This window comes from Bacillus sp. FS02 (genome assembly GCF_024398395.1).
GTDB classification, from domain to species: domain Bacteria; phylum Bacillota; class Bacilli; order Bacillales; family Bacillaceae; genus Bacillus; species Bacillus altitudinis.
The window spans coordinates 1,115,152-1,137,246 of record NZ_CP074101.1 but is presented as its reverse complement, the minus strand read 5'-3'; the positions used below and the strand labels follow the sequence as shown (position 1 = coordinate 1,137,246).

Annotated in this window: 17 protein-coding genes and 1 pseudogene; 12 read left to right on the top strand and 6 right to left on the bottom strand. The window is 41.6% G+C overall.

Annotation, left to right across the window (positions count from 1 at the left end; all coding sequences use genetic code 11):
- Window positions 1–17: 17 nt before the first annotated feature.
- Window positions 18–776 carry a DUF817 domain-containing protein gene (locus KFQ09_RS05855; RefSeq protein ID WP_079919176.1) on the bottom strand — a complete coding sequence of 253 codons (759 nt, stop codon included), beginning with the start codon at window positions 774–776 and terminating at the stop codon, window positions 18–20.
- A 194-nt stretch (window positions 777–970) separates the two neighbouring features.
- Between KFQ09_RS05855 and KFQ09_RS05850 the strand changes: the two genes are divergently transcribed.
- On the top strand, window positions 971–1,474 hold the full coding sequence (locus KFQ09_RS05850) for a DoxX family protein (protein ID WP_079919177.1): 504 nt from the start codon (window positions 971–973) through the stop codon (window positions 1,472–1,474).
- Between the two features lie 42 nt (window positions 1,475–1,516).
- On the opposite strand, the gene KFQ09_RS05845 is transcribed toward KFQ09_RS05850, so the two are convergent.
- Entirely contained in the window at window positions 1,517–2,104 is a 588-nt protein-coding gene (locus tag KFQ09_RS05845) for a YjgB family protein (RefSeq protein ID WP_060780873.1), read from the bottom strand.
- 102 nt (window positions 2,105–2,206) lie between these two features.
- Window positions 2,207–4,186 carry a lipoteichoic acid synthase gene (locus KFQ09_RS05840; protein WP_079919178.1) on the bottom strand — a complete coding sequence of 660 codons (1,980 nt, stop codon included), beginning with the start codon at window positions 4,184–4,186 and terminating at the stop codon, window positions 2,207–2,209.
- A gap of 578 nt (window positions 4,187–4,764) precedes the next feature.
- Between KFQ09_RS05840 and KFQ09_RS05835 the strand changes: the two genes are divergently transcribed.
- From KFQ09_RS05835 to KFQ09_RS05805, 7 genes and pseudogenes are all read left to right on the top strand, one after another.
- Window positions 4,765–6,423 (top strand): pyridoxal phosphate-dependent decarboxylase family protein, encoded by a 1,659-nt coding sequence (locus tag KFQ09_RS05835; protein ID WP_007496575.1) that lies wholly within the window; start codon window positions 4,765–4,767, stop codon window positions 6,421–6,423.
- 30 nt (window positions 6,424–6,453) lie between these two features.
- Complete coding sequence (locus tag KFQ09_RS05830) at window positions 6,454–8,178, top strand: methyl-accepting chemotaxis protein (protein ID WP_098680365.1); 1,725 nt, start codon at window positions 6,454–6,456, stop codon at window positions 8,176–8,178.
- An 82-nt stretch (window positions 8,179–8,260) separates the two neighbouring features.
- Window positions 8,261–8,647 carry a DnaJ family domain-containing protein gene (locus KFQ09_RS05825; RefSeq protein ID WP_035391356.1) on the top strand — a complete coding sequence of 129 codons (387 nt, stop codon included), beginning with the start codon at window positions 8,261–8,263 and terminating at the stop codon, window positions 8,645–8,647.
- Between the two features lie 162 nt (window positions 8,648–8,809).
- Window positions 8,810–10,241: pseudogene (gene treP, locus KFQ09_RS05820) on the top strand (PTS system trehalose-specific EIIBC component).
- A 15-nt stretch (window positions 10,242–10,256) separates the two neighbouring features.
- Entirely contained in the window at window positions 10,257–11,957 is a 1,701-nt protein-coding gene (treC, locus tag KFQ09_RS05815; protein WP_255836093.1) for an alpha,alpha-phosphotrehalase, read from the top strand.
- Between the two features lie 19 nt (window positions 11,958–11,976).
- Entirely contained in the window at window positions 11,977–12,693 is a 717-nt protein-coding gene (treR, locus tag KFQ09_RS05810) for a trehalose operon repressor (protein WP_255836092.1), read from the top strand.
- A gap of 64 nt (window positions 12,694–12,757) precedes the next feature.
- Window positions 12,758–13,192: a hypothetical protein gene (locus KFQ09_RS05805; protein WP_048002063.1), complete on the top strand. Its 435-nt coding sequence runs from the start codon at window positions 12,758–12,760 to the stop codon at window positions 13,190–13,192.
- A 214-nt stretch (window positions 13,193–13,406) separates the two neighbouring features.
- Here KFQ09_RS05805 and KFQ09_RS05800 read toward each other — a convergent pair whose 3' ends face one another.
- Complete coding sequence (locus KFQ09_RS05800; RefSeq protein ID WP_060832163.1) at window positions 13,407–17,687, bottom strand: multifunctional 2',3'-cyclic-nucleotide 2'-phosphodiesterase/3'-nucleotidase/5'-nucleotidase; 4,281 nt, start codon at window positions 17,685–17,687, stop codon at window positions 13,407–13,409.
- A 254-nt stretch (window positions 17,688–17,941) separates the two neighbouring features.
- Here KFQ09_RS05800 and KFQ09_RS05795 point away from each other — a divergent pair, with 254 nt between their 5' ends.
- Window positions 17,942–18,460: a type 1 glutamine amidotransferase domain-containing protein gene (locus KFQ09_RS05795; RefSeq protein ID WP_007496591.1), complete on the top strand. Its 519-nt coding sequence runs from the start codon at window positions 17,942–17,944 to the stop codon at window positions 18,458–18,460.
- Window positions 18,461–18,567: 107 nt separating this feature from the next.
- Here the strand turns inward: KFQ09_RS05795 and KFQ09_RS05790 are convergent, their stop codons facing one another.
- Complete coding sequence (locus KFQ09_RS05790) at window positions 18,568–18,783, bottom strand: DUF1128 domain-containing protein (protein WP_008341757.1); 216 nt, start codon at window positions 18,781–18,783, stop codon at window positions 18,568–18,570.
- Window positions 18,784–18,858: 75 nt separating this feature from the next.
- On the bottom strand, window positions 18,859–20,214 hold the full coding sequence (locus KFQ09_RS05785; protein WP_255836091.1) for an alanine/glycine:cation symporter family protein: 1,356 nt from the start codon (window positions 20,212–20,214) through the stop codon (window positions 18,859–18,861).
- A gap of 174 nt (window positions 20,215–20,388) precedes the next feature.
- On the opposite strand from KFQ09_RS05785, the gene KFQ09_RS05780 reads away from it, so the two are divergent.
- The 3 genes from KFQ09_RS05780 to KFQ09_RS05770 are packed head-to-tail and all read left to right on the top strand — an operon-like array spanning window position 20,389 to window position 22,049.
- Window positions 20,389–20,859 carry a low molecular weight protein-tyrosine-phosphatase gene (locus tag KFQ09_RS05780; protein WP_017358791.1) on the top strand — a complete coding sequence of 157 codons (471 nt, stop codon included), beginning with the start codon at window positions 20,389–20,391 and terminating at the stop codon, window positions 20,857–20,859.
- Between the two features lie 20 nt (window positions 20,860–20,879).
- Window positions 20,880–21,212, top strand: a complete 333-nt coding sequence (locus KFQ09_RS05775; protein WP_060832166.1) for a hypothetical protein — start codon at window positions 20,880–20,882, stop codon at window positions 21,210–21,212.
- An 18-nt stretch (window positions 21,213–21,230) separates the two neighbouring features.
- On the top strand, window positions 21,231–22,049 hold the full coding sequence (locus tag KFQ09_RS05770; RefSeq protein ID WP_060832167.1) for a YihY/virulence factor BrkB family protein: 819 nt from the start codon (window positions 21,231–21,233) through the stop codon (window positions 22,047–22,049).
- Window positions 22,050–22,095 lie beyond the last annotated feature (46 nt).

The window sequence follows — 22,095 nt, the reverse complement described above, 5'->3', positions numbered from 1 at the left end:
AAAAGCGTTCAGCCAGATCAAATGGGCTGAACGTTTTTTTGTTTTCGCTGTTCGATTACCAGTACAATGCTGATGACAACAAGTAAAAACCATGAACTGATTTTACCAAGATGGACGAGAGACCAAGCATGCTGCTGATTTGGATATTGCCATGCTCCTAAAAAGGTCGTGACATTTTCGGCCACCCAAATAAAAAAGCCAATCAGCAAAAACGAGATAACAAGCGGCATGCGAAAGGTCGATGAACCGACCTGAAAGGAAACGGTTGTTTTTCGAAACACAACCACTAGGAGTAATGTCAGCCACCAGCGTAGATCATAAATCCAGTGATGAGTAAAGAAATTGAGGTAAATACATAAACTAATCCCAATCGAAAGATACGGATGAGGCCATGCTTTCACCTTCACGTGAAGTCGAGTCAGTGCCTGATAAATATAGCTTGCCACGCTCGCATACATAAAACCGCTATAGAGCGGAACCCCCAAAATTTTCGTATAAGCTTCTTCAGGATAGGACCATGAACCCATATGTACTTTGTAGATTTCTAAGCCTATTCCAATCACATGAAAGAGACAAATAACCTTCAACTCTGTCAGTGTCTCAAGCCGCAGCATCAGCATGAGGAGCTGTGCCATAAGGCAAAGCAGAAGAATAAAATCATATCGATGAAGAAAAGGAATAGACACGACCTTTGATAGGGCAAGCGCCGTAAAGATCATGACAGGAAATAGACAAGAGATGGCCTGTAAATAAGCAAAATGAAATAATGTTTTCATACAAAATGTAACCCCTTTTTACTGTCTGAAATAACTTAGACGGAAATAGCAAGGGAAAAGTTTACCTCGACTAGATATTCATGAACAATTTGTGAATATACATGTGAAAAGGATCACAAATGATATTTACATAGTATAATAAGATCATAAAGAAAATGTGAAGTATTTCACATAATTTAAAAGGAGGCATCATCATGTTTACAAAATTCTTACAAACGAATGTATGGGCAGCGGTTATCCTTTTGGCAGCGAGACTTTATATCGGATGGACTTGGCTGACATCTGGTATTGGAAAACTAACAGGCGGATTCGATGCATCAGGATATTTGCAATTTGCCATAGCCGAACCTGTTGTGAAAGATGGACATCTTGTTTATCCGTTCTATGTCTGGTTCTTAGAAAATGTCGCGTTGCCAAATGCCGGACTCTTCAGTGCCATGGTCATGTGGGGAGAAATCTTAGTTGGTCTAGGACTAATTGTCGGATTGTTTACAACAACGGCAGCCTTTTTTGGAAGCGTGATGAATGTCTCTTTCTTACTAGCTGGAACCGTCTCTGTTAACCCGCTTCTTCTTCTGATCGCCGTCTTTATCATAGCAGCGAAAGGAAATGCCGGAAAATTTGGTCTTGATTATGTAGCAGGTCCAATCCTTAAGCGAAAACTGAAAAGAAAGCCGCATTTAGAAGTGGCATCATAATAAAGAAAAGCATCCTGAGCAAAAATTCAGGATGCTTTTTATTTAGGAACCGGCTTTGATGAGGTTAATATGCACCACAGTCAGCTCGTGCTGACTGATATCTGGATCATGTCCGACGATAAATTCGAGCTCATAATCACCGGTCTGATAAACGTATTTTTTCTCTTTTGTTTGCGGGATGGTGCTGACTGAATCTGCTGATCCAAGCTGTTTCTTTAATAGGGAAGGAGTCATTCCTCCGATATTCGTTTCTTTTTCTACATTTGTTCCAAAATAACGGATTTCGTTAATCTTGCCTTTTTTGTCATAGTGAAAAGCAAATCCAGGGTTGCCCATCTCAGCATGATACAAATCAAAGCCGCTTTGACCGGTTTCTGGATAAGGCTGTCCTAGTTTATGCCGAACGTCTTTTTTTGTTTGAACCCCTATTTTGAGTCCTTCTGCATAGTATGGCATTTGTCCTTGATGTGCTAGCTGATAAATGCTGTTTAGCGCTGCTTTCGGCCCTTGAGGAATGGACTGTTCTGCCTGCGTTTGGGTCAGGGCGTGCGCTGAAATCGCCGGGCTAAAACCGAATAAGGTGGAAGAAGCGAGTGAAGCGGTCACGACAAAAGCTGCTGTTTTTTTCATGATTAATCAATCCCTCCTTCTTCAACTATACCCGGTGCCATGTGGATCAAACGTAAAAAGCCCCAGCTGATCTTGGATCGGCTGGGGCCTTAAATGAAAAAGTTATTTGGAAGACGAGCTGGATTCATCTTTGGCGGAAGAGGAATCTTTTTCATCCTGTACTTTCTTTGTGTAGTCATAATCATTGCGTTCAATTGGTGTAAAGCCTTTAGGTTTGTAGAAACGGAGTAAATCTTCCGTGACAATCTTATCAGATGTCTCTAGCATCTTTTTCACCGTTTCGTTTTCTTGTGATGCCTTTTCAGTCGGCTCGATTTTTTCACCTGTTTTGTTGCTGTAATAGTTGTTGCCTACTTTCGTGTAGTCCTTAGACACGAAGTCTCCATTTCTAAATGGCACAAGCTCTTTAAAGTTCTTCGATAAGATATCAGAACCAGACATTAAATAGTTCTTCGTATCATCTCCGAGCAGGTGGAGAAGAGTAGGCGCAACATCGACTTCACCAGAGTATTTATGAATCTGTCCGCCTTTTACGCCTGGCACATGGATAAAGAGCGGCACACGCATAAGCTGGGCATTTTCATAGTCTCCAATTTTTTCGCCAGTCACTTTTTCCATCGCTTCATTATGGTTTTCTGAAATGCCGTAATGGTCACCGTACATAATGACGACGGTATTGTCATAGAGACCAGATGTCTTCAAGTCATTAAAGAACTGTTCAATGGCTTCATCTAAATAATGAGCAGATTGGAAGTAGTTATCAACGACGGAGTCTCCGAAGTCGCCAGGTTCAAAATCAGTATCACCTTCATCCATACCAAATGGGAAGTGGTTTGACAGCGTAATGAATTTTGAATAAAACGGCTGTTTCAGATTTTCAAGCATTGGCATGGATTCTTTGAAGAACGGTTTGTCTTTCAATCCATAGTTCTTCGTATCTTGTTCATTCATATCGTAGTATTCAGAATCGTAAAATCTGTCATATCCAAAGGACTTAAACATTTCATTTCGGTTCCAGAACGTTTTCGTATTCCCGTGGAATTCTGCGGACGTGTATTGGTCCTTTTTCAAAATGCCAGGAAGCGCCTGATATGTGTTTTGAGCTTTGTTAATAAACACAGAGCCTTGTGATAATGGGAAAAGCCCCGTATCCATCATAAATTCCGCATCAGATGTCTTTCCTTGCCCTGTTTGATGGAAGAAATTGTCAAAATAAAACGTTTTGTTGTCATGGGCTAATGAATTTAGGAAAGGAGTGACCTCTTTTCCATTCACCTTGTAATCAATGACAAAGTTTTGCAGTGATTCAAGAGAAATCGTAATGACGTTCATGCCTTTCGCTTTCCCGTAATAAGCTGGGTTAGGATCAGCGCTGTTCGCCTTTAGATAATTCTCTACATCTGTTACGTCACTTGAATTTGCCAGGGCACGCTGGCTGTTTGACTTCACATTTTGAATGGCATCAAACACCGTAAAATTATAAGCACCCAAGTATTTGACTAAATAATTGCGGTCGAACGATCTTGATAAAAGCTCTGGGCGATCAATTTCTGCTGCGATTAAGTTGACAACAAAGATCAGAACAGAGGACACAAGAACGAGTCTAAACGATTTTGTTTTTTGAACAGGTACAGTCGTACTTGTTTGCTGCTGTCTTTTCATGCGGACTGCGAGTACGATCAAGATGATGGTATCGAGAAAGTAAAACATATCAGTCCAACGCATGAGTGAAAATGCACTATCACCTAATTGTCCGCCATTCGTTCCTGCCTGCATCACTGTAGGCAGCGTGATAAAGTCATTGAAGAATCGATAGTACACGATGTTTGCGTAAAGTAAAAAAGACATGAAAAAGTGAATCACAATGATAGCGGCAGGCTGCCATTTTTTCTTGAACAATAAAGCAAAGCCAAGAAAGAACAAGCTGGAGCTAATAGGATTCACAAAAAGCAAAATATGCTGAAGCACATTTGATATACCAAGTTTAAATTCGATTAAATAAGCTGTATACGTCTTGAGCCATAACAAGATGGCTGCAATTACAAAGAAGCCGAGGCCTCTTTTTTGAATAAATGTTTTCATTTAAACACTCCTTTTCTCCGTTAAACGGAAGAGGCGGAACGAAAGAAAACGAACCATTAGAATATACCATGAAATGCACAAATAGAAAAGTCATAACCGGTGAGCACCTAAGGCAGCCTGTCCGAGCTAGAGTTGGGAAGACATCGAAAACATTCGATTTCCGAAAAACTTTTTGTGAAATCTATCCTAATAATTACAGAAAATTCTGTATTTTTCCTGTTGCTATATCAATAAAACAGGTAAAAAGACACAAGTCTAAAGAATTAATTTGATTTCTACAATGGTGCATTTAGGCGGATTTCCAGTGTTTATTAATGTTTATGCAGGTTAAGTAAAAAAAATGAATGAATAAGCAGCTGAATTGTCTGGATAATAATTCCTTCATGGAAGTATATTAATATATTTTATTGTTTCACAAACATAATGGTTTTGATGTGTATTGTAAGGGTTTTATTCGTTTTGACGAGCGAACAAATTATCTAAATATACTTAAGCGAACAGTTCGACACTATAAACTTTTGAAACGGGGTCGATATAGACAGTGACAGGAAATCTTCCATTGAAAGGATTGATAGTATATGACTGTACGAGCACAGAACCTCGTTCAGAACTGGTTTCCGAGTGAGGACGGAAATGCAGAAGAGCGGAAAGAACTCATTAAATTAATGGAACAGATCATTTCAGGGGTCGATGACCTGAAGGATCCGAACCGTGCTCACCTAAAAGGTGAAAAGAATCGTGAGGAGGACTTTTACAAAAAGCTCACTGAAACAAGTCAAATTCCGATGAACGGACAACAAGCGGAACTTGTGAATGAAGAATTACTGAAGCTTTTACATAATCATCCATACCACACGAAGTATTTCTTCACGAACATTTTGCCAATGGCAAGTACACCAGGAATTCTAGGCATGCTGACGGCTATGCTGGTTAACGGAAACAACCTATGGGATGTGTATGGACCAGCAGGCGCGGAAGCTGAGGTCAGAGTGGTCTCAATGATGTCTAAGCTCATCGGATATGATCCAAATGTGAGCGGGGGCTACACAACATGGGGAGGTCAAGGGGCTATTTTCTCGGGACTTCGTTTAGCGATTGCGAAAGTTGCACCGGAGTCATTACGAAAAGGTGTCCCGCAAAATCTTTATGCGTTTTGTTCTGATGCAGCACATTACAGCTTATTTAAGTCAATGGAAGCAACAGGGATTGGCACAGACAACTTAATCAGAATTAAGACGAATAAAGATCATTCGATGGATATGGAAGATTTGCGTTGTCAAATGGAACGTGTTGCCCAAAATGGCGGAATTCCCGTTTATATTGTGGCAACAACCGGAACAACAGATGCCATTGCAATTGATGATGTAAAAGGGGTGCGTGAAACGGCAGAAGCCATTGCTGAGAAGTATGGTCTCAAGGTGCCGCATATTCATGCAGACTCGGCGCTTGGTGGATTCTTTGCTTTCTTTAATGAGTATGATGTATCTGAAAACCCGCTGCAATTCTCAGACGGTGTTCTTCGTATGTTAAAAGAAATCAAAGCAAAGTTTCAGCATCTTTCTCTTGCTGATACGATGTGCTTTGATTTTCAAAAACTTGGACAAACACCGTACACATCTAGTTTATTCTTAGTGAAAAACGCTGCTGACTTAAAGCGCTTGGACCTAGAAGAACAAGAAACACCATATGTTGGACATAGAGGATACGGGGAATACCATACCGGTTATACGCTTGAATGCTCAAGAATGGGAAGCTCCATCAGCATGCTAAGTGTGCTGCTAACGTTTGGAATTGAAGGATACCAGCGCTTGCTCGGTCAATTTTTAGAGGTGAACCTTGCATTTAGAGAAGCACTTCGTCAGGAAATTCCACAAGCAGAAGTCGTCAATGATGACAATGTCGGAATGGCTACATTGTTTAGAATTTACCTAGACGGCTCTCCTCGTTTTAAGGAAGAAATATCTGGAGAAGCAACTGCTATGGAAATTGAGCGCAACAATGATTTGAACAAAATCCTCTTTGAAAAGCTTGGAGAGAAAAGAGACGAAATGTTCTTTGGTGATACAACGAAGTTTTTACAAGTCAATGCCAAAGAAGGTCAAGAATTCTATCTAAGTGTGAGTAAATTTTTTGTGATTTCACCTTATACGTTACCGGAGCATATCCCTCATATCGTATCTTATTTAAAAGATGTCATTGCATCTGTTTGTGGACAATTTGAAAGTGTAGAGGCTTAAATTAAAATTGAGAGTGGAGATGTAGAAAAAATGGCGAAACAAAGGAAGTTTGGAGGACTTACGATATCCTCCAAAATCATGTCAGTCGTTGTCGTAACATTACTCGCAACCGTTGCATTATTCGTTCTAACATTTTATTTAGTTAGCCAGGATTTATCTTCCCAATTATTAAAGCAATTTGATTATCGATTAACAACAGATATTGATACAGCGAAAAAAGAAATCGATAATATGGATGGAAATGTCCTTAGCATTAGCGGGAAGGATGATCCCATTTATGTGGAGATCAAAAAGAAATTCACAGAACTACAAAAAGATCATACGCTTGAGAACTTATACGTGTTATCAAATAAGGGCGGCAAAGAAAGAATCATCGTACTAACAGGGGAAGACAATGATTTTGATCAAGATTATGTCTTTTCAGATGAAATGAAACAAGCTCTTTCTGAAGATAAAATGGTCAAAAGTGACATTTATGTTGATTCGTATGGGACTCATAAATCCGTCTTTTTACCAATTAAAGATTCAGGCGGTGAACTCACGGGGATTTTAGGAATTGACTTAGATGCCTCTGTTGTTCCAGCAACAACGAAAAAGCTGACAATTTATATTACAGTAGCATCTGCGATTGTGCTCATCGGTGGATTACTCTTCTCATTCTTCATGGGAAGAAGAATTGCAAAACCAGCACGCTCATTAATGGAATCAGCGGATCGAATTGCAGATGGTGATTTAACTGGCATGGTAGAAGTTCAAAGTAAAGATGAGATCGGTCAATTAGCGGCTTCCTTCCAGAAAATGCAGGGACGGATCAAAGAGCTTATTGGACAGATCTCAAACTCATCAAGTGAAGTGTCGAAAATGTCTTCACAGCTTCGCACAGTGACAACGGAATCTAGTCAAAGTGCACAACAAGTGTCAGAAGCGATGACGAATATGAGTGAAGGAATCAATGATTCAGTCGCAAACATTACAGACTGCACAACATCTGTTGCGGAAATCGATACTCAAATCGAAGGCGTAACAAAAGAAGTGGATGAAATGAAATCTGTTTCATCAAAAGTACAAGAGCAGTCAGAATCTGGTCAAAAATTGGTGCAGCATGTGCTTGAACATCTCAACATGTTACATGACATGATGACAAGCTCCAAGCAAGCGGCAGAAGAATTGCAATCACATTCAACAGAAATTGAAAGTGTCATCTCCATTATTACGGACATTTCAGCGCAAACGAATCTGCTTGCACTGAATGCTTCTATTGAAGCCGCACGTGTAGGAGAAGAAGGAAAAGGATTTGCTGTTGTGGCTGATGAAGTCCGTAAGTTAGCTGAACAGTCAGCTGATGCAGCTAAAACGGTCTCAGACTTAGTCATTGGCACACAGGAAAATAGTCAGCGTGTCCTTGAAAGCGTGGAGGAAAGCAGTAAAGCAGTGGAAGAAGGCCGTGAGCAAATGAAAGGCACATCGCAGAACTTCGCTGGTATTTATGATGGAGTGTCTCAATTTGCAAGCAGAACGAACAATTTGCTTCAATCTATTCAGCAGGTAGAACGAGCATATCAAACAATTTCTACATCGATTGAACAAATTTCGGTCGTGTCAGAAGAACATGCGGCAAGCTCTCAAGAAGTAGCGGCAGCAACAGAACAGCAAAGTGCTGGCATGCAGCAAATCTCAAGTGCGATCGAACAGCTCTCTGACATGTCAGAGGACTTGGCACAAATGGTATCTACTTTTAAAATCGACAAAAAATAACGAGAAAGCTGGCTCTTGTGAGAGAGTCAGCTTTTTTGCTATGCTTAACCAAAATATCAGACGATCTGAAAGGAGACGTGTCATGGATTTTGCGCAGAGATTGTCAGAAGAACGGATCAAAAAGGCGATGGACCATGGAGCTTTTGAAGGACTATCAGGCTTTGGGAAACCTCTGCCAAAGGATGATGCTGCTCATGTACCAGAAGAGCTGAGGATGGGCTATCGAATCATGAAAAATGCTGGCTTTGCCGGGGAAGAAACCGCTTTGAAAAAAGAACTAATGACGGTCAAAGAGTTACTGAAAACGAGTATAGATGGAGAAGAAAGAAAAAAACTCTCTCTCGTATGTGAGGAAAAACAAAAACGCCTCGATGAACTCACATCCAAGCGCCAAACGTTTGCTCGACCAGCCTCCTCCTTTTATAAGAATAGGGTCTACGAAAAACTAACGGAGCATAAAAAAAGATGATGACACGCTGCCTCTCTGAGCACATTGAGGGAGCTTTTTTTATGAAAGCGCTACATTTTCTTATTGACTACATGTATATACAAATATAAAATATGAGGTGAACATGTATATACAAGTTTTGATTCTTTTTTCTTATAAAAAAACGATCTCGGAGGGGATAGCATGGCTGATTATCAGGCAGCGGCAGATCAGATTTTGAAAGCCATTGGCGGCAAAGAAAACATTGATCAAGCCACACATTGTGTGACAAGACTTCGTTTTGTGCTAAAAGATGAAGGTAAGGTGGATGAGAAAGCACTAGAACAAATTGATGAAGTGAAGGGATCTTTCTCAGCGAATGGCCAATACCAAGTGGTCATTGGTCAAGGAGTGGTGAATCGGGTTTATGCCGAAATGGTCAAACAGACGGGAATCGGCGAAGCGACAAAAGAGGACGTCAAGCGTGCCTCTGATCAGAAATTAAATCCTTTACAGCGTGCGGTGAAAACGCTTGCAGATATCTTCATTCCAATCCTTCCAGCTATCGTGACAGCCGGTTTATTGATGGGGATTAATAATATTTTAACAGCTCCTGATATTTTCTTTGATCAAAAATCCATTGTGGATGTGTATCCGGCATGGGCGGATTTAGCAAATATGATCAACTTGATTGCAGGCACTGCCTTTACCTTTTTGCCAGCATTAATTGGCTGGTCGGCTGTCAAGCGGTTTGGAGGTAATCCACTTCTAGGGATGGTCCTCGGACTGATGCTTGTACATCCAGATCTGTTGAATGCTTGGGGTATGGAGCGGCGGAAAAGACAGGTGACATTCCTGTTTGGAATTTGTTTGGACTTGAAGTACAAAAGGTAGGTTACCAAGGGCAGGTTCTTCCGATACTTGTCGCCTCCTATTTACTCGCAAAGCTCGAATTATTTATAACAAAACGGACACCTGAAAGTATTCAGCTGTTAGTTGTTGCACCAATTACATTATTACTCATTGGATTTTTATCATTTATCGTCATTGGTCCCGTTACATTTGCGATCGGAAACGTTTTAACATCTGGACTCGTCACCGTATTCCAGCAATTCGCAGCACTTGGCGGTCTTTTATATGGCGGATTGTATGCAGCGTTAGTCATTACAGGGATGCATCATACGTTCCTAGCAGTCGATATTCAGCTGATTAACTCAAAACTGCACGGCACGTTCCTATGGCCAATGCTCGCACTATCTAATATTGCTCAAGGATCAGCGGCACTTGCGATGATGTTTGTCTTAAAAGATGAAAAGCAAAAAGGGCTCTCGCTGACATCAAGTATTTCTGCTTACTTGGGCATTACTGAACCGGCGATGTTTGGGGTGAACTTGCGCTATAGATTCCCGTTTATTTTTGCCCTGATCAGTTCAGGGATAGCTGGTATGTTTATTGCCTCACAAGGGGTACTGGCAAGTTCAGTCGGCGTTGGAGGCATTCCAGGAATCTTCTCGATCATTCCGAAATATTGGGGGCATTTGCCATCGGAATGGTGATTGTGCTGATCGTCCCATTCATTGGTACCCTTTTATATGCAAAACTTAAAAAGAAGGATGTATCACAAGAACTTAACTAGTGGTGGTGAAGGAAATTGAATCAACAAACAAACGAACCGTGGTGGAAAAAAGCCGTGGTCTATCAAATCTATCCGAAGAGCTTTTTAGACACAACAGGCTCTGGCACAGGTGATATCAATGGCGTGACGAAAAAGCTCGACTATATCAAAGAGCTAGGGGCGGATTGTATTTGGCTGACCCCTATGTATGAGTCACCACAGCATGACAATGGTTATGATATTAGTGATTATACAAAAATCCATGACATGTACGGCACAATGGCTGATTTTGAGCACATGCTGAAAGAAGCACATGAACGAGGGATCCGTGTCATCATGGATCTAGCCGTGAACCATACGTCGATTTTCCATGAGTGGTTTCAAGCCTCCCGAGAGTCGAAGGAGAACCCGTATCGAGACTATTATATTTGGAAGGAGCCGAAAGCGGACGGCTCTCCTCCGAATGACTGGCAGTCAAAGTTTGGCGGGCCAGCGTGGGAATTAGATAAAGCGACAGGTGACTATTATCTTCATTTATATGATGTTACCCAGGCAGACCTCAATTGGGAACATGATGAAGTGCGCAGGAAAGTATATGACATCATGCACTTTTGGTTTGAAAAAGGGATCGATGGATTCAGACTGGATGTCATCAATAACATTTCAAAGGATCAACGCTTTTTAGATGATGCCGGGCAATCAGTGCAAGGTGACGGGCGTATGTACTATACAGATGGGCCGAGAATTCATGAATTCTTGCATGAAATGAACCAGGAAGTGTTTTCGAAATACGATAGCATGACCGTGGGGGAAATGTCTTCAACGAATATTGCAGACTGCATTCGGTATACAAGACCTGATCGGCAGGAGCTGGATATGACGTTTAATTTTCATCATTTAAAAGTTGACTATCCTAACGGTGAAAAGTGGGCCATTGCGCCATTTGATTTTCTAGAGTTGAAATCAATTCTGTCAGAATGGCAGACGAAAATGCATGAGGGCGGCGGCTGGAACGCACTATTTTGGTGCAACCATGATCAGCCACGCATCGTGTCTAGATACGGTGATGATGGCACGTACCATCAGCAATCAGCGAAGATGCTGGCGACCACCATTCATTTGATGCAAGGCACTCCTTATATTTATCAAGGTGAAGAAATTGGGATGAAGAATCCTCGTTTTGAGGACATTTCGTCATACCGCGATATCGAATCACTCAATATGTACGAAGTCATGCTTGAAAAAGGGAAAACAAAGGAAGAAGCTTTGGCGATTTTACAGGTCAAATCAAGAGATAACGCAAGGACACCTATGCAATGGACGTCGGAAAAAAATGTGGGGTTCTCAAAAGGTACGTCTTGGATTGAACCAGCTAAAAACGGCATTTCAGTAGAAGCTGCCTTAAAAGATGAGACGTCGATTTTTTATCATTATCAAGCCCTTTGCAGGCTTCGTAAGGAACTTGATGTAATCACCTATGGGAGCTTTACTTTACTGCTGGCAGATGATCCAAAGGTGTTTGCGTATGTCCGAGAAGGCAAAGATGAGAAGATTCTCGTGATCAACCATTTTTATGCAGGCGAGACGGACTTTACACTTCCAGATGAGCTTGCAAAGGATGTCAATGAAATGGAAGGGCAAGTTCTGCTGTCCAATTATGAGGATGTGCCGGCAGATATCAAGGGATTTACGTTGCGCCCATATGAGTCAATCGTTTATCATTTAACCAAACGCTAGTAAATGGGGCGGAAGGAAAATGAAAGAGAATAAGTTTCGAGTGATCTATGAGCAGCTCGCAAGACGAATTGAACAAGGTGAATGGCAGGATAAAGGCATCCTCCCATCAGAACATGAGCTGTCTGTCATGTATGACACATCCCGTGAGACGGTGAGAAAGGCATTAAACATCCTTGTGCAAAATGGCTATATCCAAAAAATTCGTGGGAAAGGCTCAGTATTGCTGAATCGAGAGAAAATGCAGTTCCCAGTTTCGGGTCTTGTCAGCTTTAAAGAGCTTTCCCAAACGCTTGGACGCAAGACGGTAACAACGGTTCATGAGTTCGGTTTAATCAAGCCAGATCAGTATATTCAGTCTCAGCTGAAAATCAGTGGGCAGGAGGACGTATGGGAAGTCATTCGCTCTCGCAATATTAGCGGAGAAGAAGTCATTTTAGACAAAGATTACTTTTTGCAAAAACATGTGCAGGTCTTGTCTAAGGACATTTGTGAAGGATCGATTTACGAGTATATTGAAGGAGAACTTGGGGTCTCGATTAGTTATGCTCAAAAGGAATTTGTGGTCGAGCCATGTACTGAAGAAGATGAAAGGTATCTCGATTTGAACGGGTTTGATCATGTGGTAGTGGTGAAGAATTATGTGTTCTTGGAGGATACGAGTCTATTCCAATACACAGAAAGCCGCCACCGCCTAGATCGTTTCAGGTTCGTGGATTTTGCTAGAAGAGAGAAGTAGACAGGGCCGAGGCTCTGTCTATTTCAGGTTTTAGGGAAACAAGAGCAACATTCTAGGAGGACAAATGATCAGACTGAATAGACCATTAAAATTAAGAGATTTAGAAATTTTTAGCGTGATGAAAGATCACAGGATTTTATGTTATGTCATCATTGAAGACACGCGAAAACCGTTTACGGAAGAAGATAGAAAATTAGAGCCATTATGTGATATGGATGAAGAAGACATTCAAGCGATTTTGAATGTGTTTCATATTTCAATTATCAGTGATGAAACATTAAATGAAGAAGATTTAACCCTAGTGAAATCGTACTTTGCTGAATTTGTGAATAATACGAACTTAACGAATTTCATTACGAGAGAATATGTTCAAGAGGATTTATATGCCGTTGATGATGAAGATGATATCACGTTCTTTAATAGAATGCTGCGTCATATAGGGTCAGATGATGTGAAAAAATTTGATGACCGTCATTGGATGTATTTATCCCAAGATTGATAGTGAGATGGAAAAAGGACAGAGCCGAAGCTCTGTCCTCAGCGTGTAGACAAACCCTCGCATTTGTTGTCAAATCTGTGCTCCGGTGCTCGACTTTCCTAGACTGCAAAGGTTTTCTATCACGCTGAAAAGAAGACAAAGGGCTAAAATAAAGTCCATTTTAGCCCTTTGTCCTCAATCTGAAAGGACAGAGCCAATGCTCTGTCCTTTTCTATTAAGATGATACTTTGTTTCGTGTGCGCTTGCGCTGGTAGTAATAAAGGATACCGCCTGAGGCGAGCATGAGTAAGCCAATCAATACCGCTGTATACATCATCGTTGCAGTATTCGGCAGAGTGCCGCCTGGCATGCCGCTTCCATCTTGATTTGGATCCGATCCGCCTGGAGCAGAAGTTCCACCGTCTCCGCCATTTTGGTCTGGACTTGTTCCAGCAGCTTCACTTTGATTGAGTACGGTGTATTCACTAAAGTGCTCCGTTTTACCTGAGACAATCCCGTTTTCGAATGAACCGTTACTTGTTTTGGCATAGCGGTTTTTCTCACGATCGACATAATAGACACCTGGTTTTTTCGCTTTTTCAGGCGCATCTAATGTAAAGAACAGTGTGACGGGATCTTTAAAGGTAGACACATTTTTCTGATCTTGTTTGATTTGGAAATCGTAAGTGTCGGTTAATGCGTTTTTCACCTTATTTGTTTTTGCCATTGATATATCTGCTTGTTGCTCTGACAAATTGGAGAGCGGTAATGCTAGACCGACTTTGTCATGATAGATGGTGACGTTTGGATCTTGCTCTCGTTTCTTCAGTTCAGCTACTTGCCCTTTTGATAGAGACAATTGAACCTTTTTCGCTTCGGTTGCTTTGTCTAAATAAAGCAATGCTTTGTTCGTATGCTGCACATACGTTTGGAATTTCTCATCATCTTGAATGTCATAGGCGCCTTTTCCTTTCAAGCGAGGAAGGAATACTTCTTTCACTCGATGGTCAATGACTGGAGAAATATGACCGTCTGCCTGTTCAATTTGCTCTTTGAAAATTTCATAGTCAACATAGCCTAAGTCTTCACCATGAGACGCTTCTGTAAAGACGCTGTAGCCATCACCGCCTGTGCCGACAAATGCATTAGTCGCCACGCGGTATGTTTTCTGATCATCAATATCAGTCAGATTGCCCTTTTGATCTTTCAATTTGACATCAATCAGTCTGCTGCCAGCCGGTTTACTCAGTGTAAACGTATATTCAATACCGGCTACATGAGGGAATGCGCCTCCGCCTTCTTCAATGCCTGAAAGACCTTGTTCAAGCGCTTTTTTAATTTGACTGCCTTTTAAATCTGCGACATATAGTGTGTTTCCAAAAGGCATCACCGTTAAAATATCCCCTAATGTGATATCTCCTTTTTCAATGCTGCCTCGAATACCGCCACCGTTTGTAATGGCAAGGTCAGCCCCAGCAGATTCTTGTGCTTTCTTTAACATGCCATCTGCAATAAAGTTTCCAAGGTTCGTTTCCTTTGCACGGACGTGTTCACGCTGTCCATCTAAGAAGACATCTGACGTCCCGACTTTTTCGGTTTTTAAATCTTGGATATCTGCCTTGTACTGATCAAGAATCGCTTTTGCGTCCGCATCTTCTTTCACAGAGTCGTCGATCGTGATGAGGTCAAAAGTAGATTCTTTTGGCTGTACGACGCCTTTTTTGTCAAAGGCCACGTCTACTTTTCCTAAAAATTGTCCGTAGTCTTTTACTTGCGCAACAATCGTTGGTTCTTTTTTATTGATGACCTTTAATTTTTCAACAAGGGTGTGGGTGTGACCACCAATGATGAGATCAATGCCATCTACTTTTTGAGCCAGTTCTAGATCACGGTTATAGCCAATATGTGTAAGCGCAATAATTTTATTGATTTTTTCTTCAGTTTGAATGGTTTTGACTGTTTCTTTTGCTTTTTTGTATGCATCTTGAAATTGAATGTTTGGACCACTGCTGGATGTAATGGCTGTGTCTTCAGTGGTTAGACCGAATACAGCGACCTTTTCACCATTTACATCAAGCAGAATGTAAGGGTAAATGCCAGCTTCTTTTTTCTCACCAGCTTTAAATGTTGCTGGTTTTTTCACTAAGTCGCTTAACTGTTTTTCCTTAGAGACATTCACGTTTGATGACACGATTGGGAAGTTCGGTTTTTCAAACTGGTGACGGTTTTTAGCATCTACACTGGATGCGTCACCTGTCAGGAATTGACGTAGGACAGATGGACCTTTGTCAAATTCATGATTCCCAAACGTCATGGCATCGTATTTCATTAAGTTCATCAGTTTCAGATCGGCAAGTCCTTGCCATTTTGTGAAATAGAGATCACCAGAGAAGACATCTCCAGCGTCTAATAAAATATTGTTTTCGCTTTGGGCGCGAACTTCTTTGATCTTGGTTGCGCGTCTTGCTGCATCATCCAGATGGGCATGTGTATCGTTTGTATGCATCACCGTTAAATGCCAATTGTCTGTTGCAGGTGGTTCTGTTGTACCATCATCTTTAAACGCTAGCTTGTACACGCCAAGTCCGTCTGTGCTGGCATTCCGAATAAAGTCGACGCTGCTTGATTTCTCTGCGAACGGTTTGGCTAAAAGAGAAGATTCAAAAGTGACGGTTGCGCCTTTGATCGGTGCAATGGACCAGTTTTGATCTGCGCTTGGGTTAATGGTTTTTTGTTCAATAATATAATCCATCAGCACTTGGCGGTTCTCATCTGCTGAGGCGAGCACGACTTTATCTTGTGTGAGGTGCGGGAAGCCTCCGCCGCCAGATGCACGGTAATTGTTTGTCACGACTAAAAATTCTTGATTGTCAGAAACGGGTTTTCCGTTGTAAGACAAGTTTTTGATGCGGTTCGCACTAGCGTTAACAAGTGTGCCTGTTGTGCTGTATTTAGCAGGCTGTGTGACATCTACTTGGTACGTCACACCATCGATTACATCAAAATTATATGAGCGGTATTCTTCGTTTAAAATAGGCTGTTCATTTGAAGTGTTTGGTTTGATTTGGTTAAACTGACCAGCAGACATTTCAAGCCAGTCTTTTACTTCACTGCCTTTTAGTTTTACAATCTGTACGGTGTTATCGTAAAGATAGAGATCGCCGATGTTTTTAATCGCTAAATCACCTTTTGCGATATTTGTATAATAGTTCACACCGTTGCGTCCGCCGGCTTTAAATGGCGCACCCGCAGAGAGAATCGGCAAGTTTTTGTACGAAGTATCTTTCATTTTTTCTTGTGCATACCATTTCTGGGCATCTGTCACGATTTGAATAGAAGGGTCATCCATCACTTGAGCGAAAAAGCTGTTAATGTCTGCTTCTGTTTTTCCAACTGGCTTTCTGACGTAATCTAGGGTGTTTTGGTGAGTTGTTTGAATGGCATTTTTCACTGTACTGTTTTGAGATGTCACCCCGGCAACGGATTCGATTTTGCCTGTTCCGTCTGTGACTTTCCAGTTGCTTCCGTCTGGTTCTAGCGTTAAATCAATGACCCCGAGGTAGCTTCCCCAGTTTTTTGACATGACGACAGGAATGCCATTAATGGTTCCCTTTGCGACATCAAATTTGTCAACGCCGCTATATTCAGCGCTTGGGAATGTGCCATGCTGGTGGCCAGACACAATCGCATCAATGCCTTTTGTTTTCGTGGCAAGGTCAAAGATCATATTTTCTGATCCTTTAGGTGAAGCTGTTTTTTCAATTCCTGTATGAGCAAGAGCGACGATGACATCTGCGCCTTTTGCTTTCATTTCTGGAATGGTTTCATTGGCAGACTCCACAATATCCTGCACTTGAACTTGTCCATCTAAATGCTTCTTATCCCACGTCATAATTTGTGGTGGTACGAATCCTATGTAACCGACTTTCACAGTTTGGGAGGCTCCGTTTGCATCTTTAAAGGTTTTATCCTGAATGACATAAGGAGTAAATCGGTGTTCTCCGTTTAACTTTTTGACGTTTGCATTGACAATCGGGAAGTTGGCGCCCGCAATGGTACCATCAAGAAAAGATAAACCGTAGTTAAATTCATGATTGCCGAGTGTACCTGCATCATATTTTAATTTGTTGAGTGTATGAATAATGGGGTGAACCTTTGTTTGATTGATGATGCTGTCTTTTTCATTTTTATAAACGTATTCTCCAAGAGGGGTTCCTTGAATCAGGTCTCCGTTATCAACAAGGAGTGTATTGGGATTTTGTGAACGGTGCTTGTCAATCAGCTCGGCTGTTTTTGCCAAACCGAATTCATTTGTTTCTTTGTCACTGTAGTAATCATAATTCATCATGTTCGCATGAACATCCGTTGTGGCTAAGATACTGACCTTTACGGCGCTGCCGCTTTCTGTTTCTGCATGAGTAGGTACTGCTGGGAGAATGAGACTAATCAACATCATGGAAGTGAGCAGAATAGACAGGTTTTTCCTTCGTTTAGATCTATGTGCTTGCTTCTTCACCTGATCTCCGCCTTTCTAATTTTTTTGACCACAATACCTATTGTAGAAATGTTTCGTTAACTTTTGTAGTTATTTTTTGCAGATTATTGTAAAGATAACATAAATCATACGAATTACCTTGTTAAGGGAATGTGAATGAGTCTAAATGCTTATTTTTCTGAAAGGGGGTTTTCTCATAGGGATAGGATGTTTGATTTCAATTGGCGGGGGTATAGTGTGTAGTGTAAACGATAATCAAGCAGGAGGGTTTCTACATGGGTAAGAAAATTGCAGTTGTCTTAACAGATTACTTTGAGGATGTTGAATTCACCGAGCCTGCAAAAGCCTTTAAAGACGCAGGCCATGAGATCACAGTGATTGAAAACGAAAAAGGAAAAACAGTGAAAGGAAAGCAAGGAGAGGCAGAAGTAAGAGTCGATGCGTCTATCGATAACGTGAAACCAGAAGACTTCGATGCACTTCTGATTCCTGGCGGTTTCTCACCAGACATTCTGCGTGCGGATGATCGCTACGTGCAATTCACAAAAGCCTTTATGGACGAGAAAAAACCAGTATTTGCGATCTGTCATGGACCGCAATTGCTTATTACAGCGAAGACGCTGGAAGGAAGAGGCGCAACCGGCTATACATCCATTCAAGTAGATATGGAAAACGCAGGCGCCAAATTCAAAGATGAAGAAGTTGTCGTTTGTCAGGATCAGCTTGTCACAAGCCGTACACCTGATGACATTCCAGCATTTAACCGTGAATCATTAAAACTGCTCGCCAAATAAGTAGTTTTGACAGGATAAACAAAGCCAGCACCTTGCGAGGTGCTGGCTTTTTCTGTGCATGGATGTAAGAAAGCGGCGTCAACCGCAATTCAGTATCAGGTGCACGATTATTTTCTTAAGCTTTTCAGCTCGCTTGCAATGGCTTGCATTTCACTTGGGCTGAATGAAGATTTTTTCATCACCATTTGGTGAAGAAATTCAATATCTTCATACTTATCTGGACTGAAGTCTTCGGCTTTGATGACTCCAATATTCAGCATATTGAGCTTTTGTGAAATGTCTTCAATCAGCTGATTGACTTCAGCCGCTTTTTGCTGTGACAAGGGCGGCACGTCCTTTCCTGCATGTGTCGAATAATATGTCTATTTTAACAGAAAAGCAAAAGAATAAAAGGGCTATTATGACGACACTGAAATGTTTTTTTCCTTTTTCTCCTCTTTGATCTTATCAATGATTCGTTTGGATTCAAACACCACAACACCTGATAAACCGATGAGTCCAATTAAGTTTGGAATGGCCATCATTCCATTGAGCATATCTGCTACGCCCCAGACGAAGTCATTCTTAAACACGGCACCGAAAAAGACAGCTACCACGAACACGATGCGATAATACATGACATACGAATCCTTCACCAAATATGTAAAGCATTTCTCTCCATAATAGGACCAGCCAATGATGGTTGAATAGGCAAACAGGAGCAGCCCGATTGCCACAATAGTTGAGCCAGCTGGACCGAGGAAGTGAGCAAAGGATAACGAAGTCAGCGCATCACTTTTTTCTGTTAAATACATATCTGCCATGACAATCGTAATGCCAGTGATAGAACAAACAATGATGGTGTCAATAAACACTTGCGTCATAGAGACGAGCGCTTGACGGGCAGGCATATCCGTTTTCGCAGCTGCAGCAGCAATTGGTGCTGATCCAAGACCAGCTTCATTGGAAAAGACGCCTCGTGCGACACCCCAGCGAATGACAGTTCCAATTGCACCACCTGCTACGGCTTGACCTGTAAAGGCATCTGAAAAAATCAGCCCAACTGCGCCTGGAACAAGATCAGCATTCATGACAAGAATGATCAGACCACAAATGACGTAAAATAAAGCCATGACTGGTACAAAAATAGATGTCACTCGGCCGATACTTTTAATTCCGCCTAAAATCACGAGTGCCGTAAAGGCAGTAATGATGATACCTGTTACCCATGTTGGAATTTGAAAAGTAGAATTCATGACGCCTGAGATGGAATTAGACTGTACCAGGTTGCCGATCCCAAAGGCAGCACTGGCACCGAAAACAGCAAATAGCACCCCTAGCCATTTCTGTTTTAAGCCATGCTCTAAATAATACATAGGTCCGCCAGACATTTCGCCTTTTTCGTTTTTGACCCTGTATTTCACAGCAAGAACTGCTTCTGCAAACTTGGTGGCCATCCCGAAAAATGCAGCAAACCACATCCAAAATACTGCACCAGGACCACCTGCAATGACAGCTGAGGCAACACCGACGATATTCCCTGTACCGACAGTTGCAGCAAGAGCCGTCATTAATGCTTGGAAATGGGAGATATCTCCCTCTGATGTTTTGTCTTGTTTTGAAAAAGCGAGCTTTAAAGAATAAGGAAGTAATCTAATTTGAATGAAGAGGATGCGAAAGGTGAGGTAGATTCCAGTACCAACAATTAAAATCAACAGGGGAGGCCCCCACAAAAAATTGTTCATCGTCGTGACAAACTGCTCAATGATTCCCATCTAATGTCCCCCTTTGTTTGTGTAATTCTCCTAAAGTTTCTCCTTTTTTTGTGTATTTTGTCAATGCCGATGGGAGTTTTTCTTGCAAAGTTTCCAAAAGAAAAAGGGCTTGATATGATAGAGAAAAGGTTTTCCAAAGGGATTCTTAGGGAAAAGATAGGAGGAGAATGAAGGATGATTCATGTATTATTTGTGTGCCTCGGCAATATTTGCAGGTCACCGATGGCAGAGGCGATGTTTAGAAAACGAGTCGAAGACGAAGGGCTGAGTGAACACTTTGTGATTGATTCAGCAGGCATTGGCGGCTGGCATCAAGGCAGTCCTCCGCATGAAGGAACACGAAAGCTGCTTGATGAAAAGGGTATCAGCTATGAAGGAATGACTGCAAGACAAATCATGGATAAGGATATCACCACATACGACTATATCATTGCGATGGATGCTGAAAATGTAGGCGCCCTCCGCAGTTTAGCTGGCTATGGAAAACATCACTTTATTGGCCGTCTTCTTGACTTTGTAGAAGACGACGATCGAGACGATGTGCCAGATCCTTATTACACTGGGAACTTTGAGGAAGTACATGATTTAATTGAAACAGGAATTGATCGTTTTTTGACGTATGTAAAAAAAGAGAGACACCTTTAACTGAAAGGAGATCAGATGAGATGGAAGAGAACAAACAAATCGTGCTTCGGGGAGCTGTTATAGGCGCAGCCTGCGGCATATTGCTGACATTATTTCATCGCCCAACAAGGATTGCATTAAAAGAAAAATGGAATGACTGCCAGCAAAAGCTGGATGAATACCGCCTGGAGCCTGGCAAGATGTCTGCTTGCGTGAAGGAAAAAATGGAAGAAACGAAGCAATTGATGAGAACGGTCTCAGATGATTTGTCTTTTCTGAATGTACAGGTGAATCAGTTAAAGGAAACAACACCAAAGGTATTAGAGATTATTGAAGAAACAAAGGATCACTTTCAAAAGAAACAGAAAGATTGATCATTGGAGATGAGGCGTATGGGTTTTGTTAAAGCGTTAATTGGACGCTTTTTGCTGCATGAAGGACCGGCAAAATCAGCTGAGCTTGCGTATTTCTTTTTGCTTTCATTATTTCCGTTTCTCATCTTCGTGCTGACGCTTGTTGGTTATTTGCCGCTGACATCAAAGGATGTTCTAAGCGTCATTTCTGGTTATGCGCCAGAGGGAGCGCTATCAATGATTGAATCCATTGCCGAAGAGACGCTGAATAACCGTAACGGCGGATTGTTGTCATTCGGGATTATTGCCGCACTCTGGTCTGCATCCAACGGCATTAATGCGGTGGTCAGAGCATTTAACCACGCTTACGAAGTTGAGGAAAATCGTTCCTTCATTCTCGTACGTTTAACATCGATCATCTTAACCATTGCGATGGTGCTTACGATTATTTTTGCCTTGATGCTGCCTGTCTTTGGAAAAGAGCTTGGTTTATTCGTTGCCAAATTAGTAGGGCAGTCAGATGCGTTTCTCACCATTTGGACCGCCATGAGATGGATTATTAGTCCACTGATTTTACTGATTGTTTTTACATCCCTATATTATTTTGCCCCTAACATCAGGCTGAAATTGAAATTTGTGCTGCCAGGCGCCATATTTGCATCTGTTGGCTGGATTCTCGTCAGCATGCTGTTCTCATTTTATGTAGGCGAATTTGCCAACTATAGTGCGATGTACGGAAGCATTGGGGGAATCATAATATTAATGATCTGGTTTTATTTAACCGGCATTATGATCATCCTCGGCGGCGAGCTCAATGCGCTTTTACATAAGCGTAAAATCGTACCAGGCAAGCTCTAAAGAAAACCGGGCATCCTAAAGGAGAACGAACATGTTCAATCTTTAC

What these genes read in the sequence shown, in the direction of transcription:
- KFQ09_RS05855 (WP_079919176.1), bottom strand. Translation starts at nt 776, where the DNA reads ATGAAAACATTATTTCATTTTGCTTATTTACAGGCCATCTCTTGTCTA.
- KFQ09_RS05850 (WP_079919177.1), top strand. Translation starts at nt 971, where the DNA reads ATGTTTACAAAATTCTTACAAACGAATGTATGGGCAGCGGTTATCCTT.
- KFQ09_RS05845 (WP_060780873.1), bottom strand. Translation starts at nt 2,104, where the DNA reads ATGAAAAAAACAGCAGCTTTTGTCGTGACCGCTTCACTCGCTTCTTCC.
- KFQ09_RS05840 (WP_079919178.1), bottom strand. Translation starts at nt 4,186, where the DNA reads ATGAAAACATTTATTCAAAAAAGAGGCCTCGGCTTCTTTGTAATTGCA.
- KFQ09_RS05835 (WP_007496575.1), top strand. Translation starts at nt 4,765, where the DNA reads ATGACTGTACGAGCACAGAACCTCGTTCAGAACTGGTTTCCGAGTGAG.
- KFQ09_RS05830 (WP_098680365.1), top strand. Translation starts at nt 6,454, where the DNA reads ATGGCGAAACAAAGGAAGTTTGGAGGACTTACGATATCCTCCAAAATC.
- KFQ09_RS05825 (WP_035391356.1), top strand. Translation starts at nt 8,261, where the DNA reads ATGGATTTTGCGCAGAGATTGTCAGAAGAACGGATCAAAAAGGCGATG.
- treR (WP_255836092.1), top strand. Translation starts at nt 11,977, where the DNA reads ATGAAAGAGAATAAGTTTCGAGTGATCTATGAGCAGCTCGCAAGACGA.
- KFQ09_RS05805 (WP_048002063.1), top strand. Translation starts at nt 12,758, where the DNA reads ATGATCAGACTGAATAGACCATTAAAATTAAGAGATTTAGAAATTTTT.
- KFQ09_RS05795 (WP_007496591.1), top strand. Translation starts at nt 17,942, where the DNA reads ATGGGTAAGAAAATTGCAGTTGTCTTAACAGATTACTTTGAGGATGTT.
- KFQ09_RS05785 (WP_255836091.1), bottom strand. Translation starts at nt 20,214, where the DNA reads ATGGGAATCATTGAGCAGTTTGTCACGACGATGAACAATTTTTTGTGG.
- KFQ09_RS05780 (WP_017358791.1), top strand. Translation starts at nt 20,389, where the DNA reads ATGATTCATGTATTATTTGTGTGCCTCGGCAATATTTGCAGGTCACCG.
- KFQ09_RS05775 (WP_060832166.1), top strand. Translation starts at nt 20,880, where the DNA reads ATGGAAGAGAACAAACAAATCGTGCTTCGGGGAGCTGTTATAGGCGCA.
- KFQ09_RS05770 (WP_060832167.1), top strand. Translation starts at nt 21,231, where the DNA reads ATGGGTTTTGTTAAAGCGTTAATTGGACGCTTTTTGCTGCATGAAGGA.